Origin of the sequence: Dinghuibacter sp., assembly GCF_035492835.1 — a bacterium.
Lineage (GTDB): Bacteria > Bacteroidota > Bacteroidia > Chitinophagales > Chitinophagaceae > Dinghuibacter.
This window is the reverse complement of sequence record NZ_DATJIY010000143.1, coordinates 1-4,205: the sequence shown is the minus strand read 5'-3', so window position 1 is coordinate 4,205 and position 4,205 is coordinate 1. Positions and strand designations below refer to the sequence as shown.

Here is a 4,205-nt window from a genome sequence, read left to right as displayed (position 1 = left end):
CGTTGGCGCCTTTGAACTTGTCGAAGTTCCAACGGGGTATCTTGACGATGACGTAGTCCAGCGCGGGCTCGAAATAGGCGGAGGTCGACTGGGTGATCTGGTTCTTCAGCTCGTCCAGCGTGAATCCGATGGCCAGCTTGGCGGCAATCTTGGCGATGGGGTAACCCGTAGCCTTGGAAGCCAGGGCGGAGGACCGGCTCACGCGGGGGTTGATCTCGATGGCGATGATCCCTTCCGTTTGCGGGTCGAGGGCGAACTGGACGTTGCACCCGCCGGCGAAATTGCCCAGGTCGCGCATCATCCGGATGGCGGTGTTGCGCATCAGCTGGAAGGCCGTATCGCTCAGCGTCATCGCGGGGGCCACGGTGATGGAGTCACCGGTATGGACGCCCATGGGGTCGAAGTTCTCGACCGTACAGATGATGACGACGTTGTTATTGGCGTCCCGGAGGAGTTCGAGCTCGAACTCTTTCCAACCGAGCACCGCCTTTTCCACCAGCACTTCGTGGATGGGGGAGGCGGTCAGACCGCGGTTCAGGGCCTCATCCAGGTCTTCCTTACCATGTACGAAGCCGCCCCCGGTGCCGCCCAGGGTAAAGGAGGGGCGGATGACGAGGGGGAATCCGATCTCCTGGGCGAATTCCTTGCCCTCGAGCCAGGAGTTGGCCGTCCTGGCCGGAGCGACGGGGACGCCGAGCTCGATCATCCACTGACGGAACTTCTCCCGGTCTTCGGCCTTGTCGATGGCTTTTATGTCGACGCCGATCAGGCGGACGTTGTATTTTTCCCAAATGCCCAGTTCTTCCGCTTCCTTGGCCAGGTTCAGGGCCGTCTGACCGCCCATGGTGGGCAGGACGGCGTCAATCTGGTTCTCCTGGAGGATCTTCTCGATACTGTCGACGTTCAGCGGGAGCAGGTAGACCTTGTCCGCCATCATCGGGTCGGTCATGATCGTCGCGGGGTTGCTGTTGATCAGGACGACGTGTACGCCTTCTTCCCGCAGGCTCCGGGAAGCCTGGGTGCCGGAATAGTCGAATTCACAGGCCTGGCCGATAACGATCGGCCCCGAGCCGATGATCAGGACTGACTTAATGGAATTGTCTTTGGGCATTTCTAAGTGGGGGGGCTTTTTCGGGCGCGAAGTTACGGAAAAAAGCGGCGCGGCCGATGAGCGATTTTTCCGGGTGGGGCCGGACAGTTTTCCCAGGCGACGCAGGCGTCTGCTGGAAAACGGAAAGGGTTACGATTGTTTCGTAACCCTTTGAATATCTTCGCGTATTATAAAAAAACGAAAAAGAAAGACTGCTCGCGGGCCGCGCCGCGATGTACGTCCCCGTGGTCTACTTCACTGCTCCGTCGTGATAGGCGGAAATCTCGAACTCGTCCAGCTTGACTTCGGAGGCGCGCTTCTTTTTCTTTTTGCCTTGGTAAAAGGGGTCATAGGGATGTACGTAATTAAATCCGTCATTCCATACAGCTACGTTTTCACCTTTGCGATGAAAAACCCTTCCAGGCCATTCGGCAACCATCGTTGCCCATTTTTTCAGTGTGTAAACGGTCCTTTTCATAACCCACAGATTTTTTAGGTGCTTTGATCACGGCGAAGAACTAACCTCCCTTTATATGACAAGAAATTTTAGTCAAACGCTGTACCAAAACCTACGATTTTCATTTAGTTAACAGTTTCCGCCAGAAATAACAATGGCTAGGCTATTTTTGCAAACTATCCGTTAATAAGATCTGGCTATGGTTATCCGACAAAGGACGAGATGGATTGTGCGGCTTCTCTTAGGGTGGAATTTCGCTGTAATTTACAACTTTTCTTTCGCCCAGGAAATACCACAAAGCGGGTATCCTCAAGGATACTTTAGGGACCCGCTCGATTTACCGATACATCTCGCGGGCAATTTCGGCGAGTTGCGGCCGGGCCACTTTCACATGGGCCTCGACATAAAAACGAACGGTCGCATCGGTTTTCCCGTTTACGCCGCAGCAGACGGGTATATTTCCCGCGTAAAGATCGAATCGTCCGGTTTCGGAAACGCGATTTACATCGATCACCCCAACGGGTACACGACGGTGTACGTACACCTGGACCATTTTACCCCCGAACTGGCCGCGTATGTAAAAGCGCAACAGTACAAACTCGAACGCTGGGAAGTACTCCTTGACATCCCCCCGGGAAATTTCCCGGTGCGAAAGGGCCAGCTCATTGCTTACAGCGGCAACACGGGCGGCTCGATGGCGCCCCACCTGCACTTCGAAATCCGCGACACGAGGACCGATGAAAACCGTAACCCGGCCTTGTTCGGGTTGCCTCTGGCCGACGCCACGCCGCCGTCCCTGTTGCGGTTGGGCGTGTACGATGCCGGCATCAGCAGTTACCTGCAAGTCCCCCGGATTTTGCCGCTGGTGCGGTCCGGTTCCGGATATTCCGTTCCCGGCGGCGGCGTTGCCACCTACGCATCCGATGTGCGGCTCGCCATCGGCGCGGTGGACCGCCAGACAGGATCGGCCAACGCGCTTGGTATCTATTCCGCCACCGTTTTTAAGGATGGGAAACCGGTTTCCGGTTTCACCCTGGATAAATTTGGTTACCAGCAGACGCGATACGTCAACGCCCATACGGATTACAGCCTGAAGACAGGGGGCGGGCCCTCCGTAGAGTTCCTGACACCGCTGCCGGGGGATGCGCTCCCGGTCTACCGCTCCTTTGACGGGGATGGATCGGTCCACCTGGACGACGAAGCGCCGCACAATATCCGGATCGAAGTCCGGGATGCCCTGGGGAACCTGTCGGTGGCGGCGTTTACGCTACGCCGGTCGGGACCCGCGCCGGACGTGGACCAGGGGGATTTGTTCCAGCCGAACCAGGTGAACGTTTTTGAGAACGGGGAGTTTTTGTTGTACCTACCGGAGCATGCGTTGTATGATGCGGTGCGGCCGGTGTTTCAGCATAGCGTCCTGAGCGGCGCTTATAGGCAGCTGCCCGATTCCTCTGCCCCGGCGATCCTCCCGACGCTGCGCGAACTACCCGCGGACCCCGGCACGGTTGCCATGTCACCGGTGTACGGCGTTTTATCTTCTTTGATACCGGTACAGGATTCGTTTACGGTCAGCATTCATGCGAGGGTTCTGGATGACACGCACGTCCCGCCGACATCCAGTCTGGCTCCGTTCTTCAATCCCGAGTCCGACCGTTCGGGCAAGTACGTCATCGTCGTGCACGGTCCGGGCAGCAGCCGGCACGTCGCCCGTGTGACCTGGGCTAAGGGGTGGGCCAGCGCAAAGCTCAAGGACCTTGGACTATTCCGGTTGGTAAGGGACGAAACGCCCCCCGACATCCAGCCGCTCGACTTCAGGGACGGGGCCGTGGTCCACGGCGCTTTACGGGTGCGCGTCACGGACAACCTCGGCGAGCTCCGGGGCGTGCGGGCGGAGCTGGACGGGAAATGGCTCATGTTTAGCTATAAGGGAGATGTGTACACCTATGTGTTGGATGAGCACTTCCCGCCGGGCCGGCACGTCCTGACGGTTTCGGCCGAGGACGAGGCTGGGAACGTCATCCAGAAGAACTATAATCTCACGCGTTAAATCTATTGTACCATGAGTCATTTGAAAGCGGGCGACGTCGCCCCGGCGTTCACCGCCACGGATCAGGACGGAAAGAAGGTGTCCTTGTCCGACTACCTCGGGAAAAAGGTCGTTTTATATTTCTACCCCAAGGACGACACCCCCGGTTGCACCGCGCAGGCCTGCAACCTCCGCGACAACTACGCCCTGCTGCAACGCAAGGGTTACGTCGTCCTTGGCGTCAGCACGGACGACGAGAAAAGCCACAAGAAGTTCGAATCGAAGTTCTCGCTGCCCTTCACCCTGGTAGCGGATACTTCCAGATCGATCAACGAGGCCTACGGCGTCTGGGGCGAAAAGACGCTGTTCGGCAAGAATTACATGGGGACGCTTCGCGAGACGTTCCTGATTGATGAGAAGGGGATTATCCGCGATATTATTTTGAAACCGGATACCGGGAATCATACCCAGGAGGTGCTTGACGCCTGGGAGCGCGTCGTCTCCTGAGTTTTCCCTGGCTTGCTTCGCTTTGGCGTGCTTGTCTTTGCACCGCTTCGGCAGGCTTCGGTGACCGTTCCGGCAGGCCTTAGGGTAGGCGGGGCGGATGTGGGGTAGGATGCCTCATTTACCCC

At 57.7% G+C, this 4,205-nt stretch carries 4 protein-coding genes; 2 read left to right on the top strand and 2 right to left on the bottom strand.

From position 1 onward, the window contains the following. Positions 1-1,111: carbamoyl-phosphate synthase large subunit (carB, locus tag VL547_RS13235; protein WP_325578497.1), on the bottom strand; the 1,111-nt coding region annotated here is incomplete at its 3' end. 229 nt (positions 1,112-1,340) lie between these two features. Then, positions 1,341-1,568 (bottom strand): hypothetical protein, encoded by a 228-nt coding sequence (locus VL547_RS13230; RefSeq protein WP_325578495.1) that lies wholly within the window; start codon positions 1,566-1,568, stop codon positions 1,341-1,343. A gap of 370 nt (positions 1,569-1,938) precedes the next feature. Here VL547_RS13230 and VL547_RS13225 point away from each other — a divergent pair, with 370 nt between their 5' ends. Both VL547_RS13225 and bcp read left to right on the top strand, forming a co-directional pair. Then, a complete protein-coding gene (locus tag VL547_RS13225) occupies positions 1,939-3,594 on the top strand; it encodes a M23 family metallopeptidase (RefSeq protein ID WP_325578493.1) in 1,656 nt (551 codons plus the stop codon). Positions 3,595-3,606: 12 nt separating this feature from the next. Continuing rightward, positions 3,607-4,080: a thioredoxin-dependent thiol peroxidase gene (bcp, locus tag VL547_RS13220; RefSeq protein ID WP_325578491.1), complete on the top strand. Its 474-nt coding sequence runs from the start codon at positions 3,607-3,609 to the stop codon at positions 4,078-4,080. Positions 4,081-4,205: the final 125 nt, after the last annotated feature.

What these genes read in the sequence shown, in the direction of transcription:
- VL547_RS13230 (WP_325578495.1), bottom strand. Translation starts at nt 1,568, where the DNA reads ATGAAAAGGACCGTTTACACACTGAAAAAATGGGCAACGATGGTTGCC.
- VL547_RS13225 (WP_325578493.1), top strand. Translation starts at nt 1,939, where the DNA reads ATGGGCCTCGACATAAAAACGAACGGTCGCATCGGTTTTCCCGTTTAC.
- bcp (WP_325578491.1), top strand. Translation starts at nt 3,607, where the DNA reads ATGAGTCATTTGAAAGCGGGCGACGTCGCCCCGGCGTTCACCGCCACG.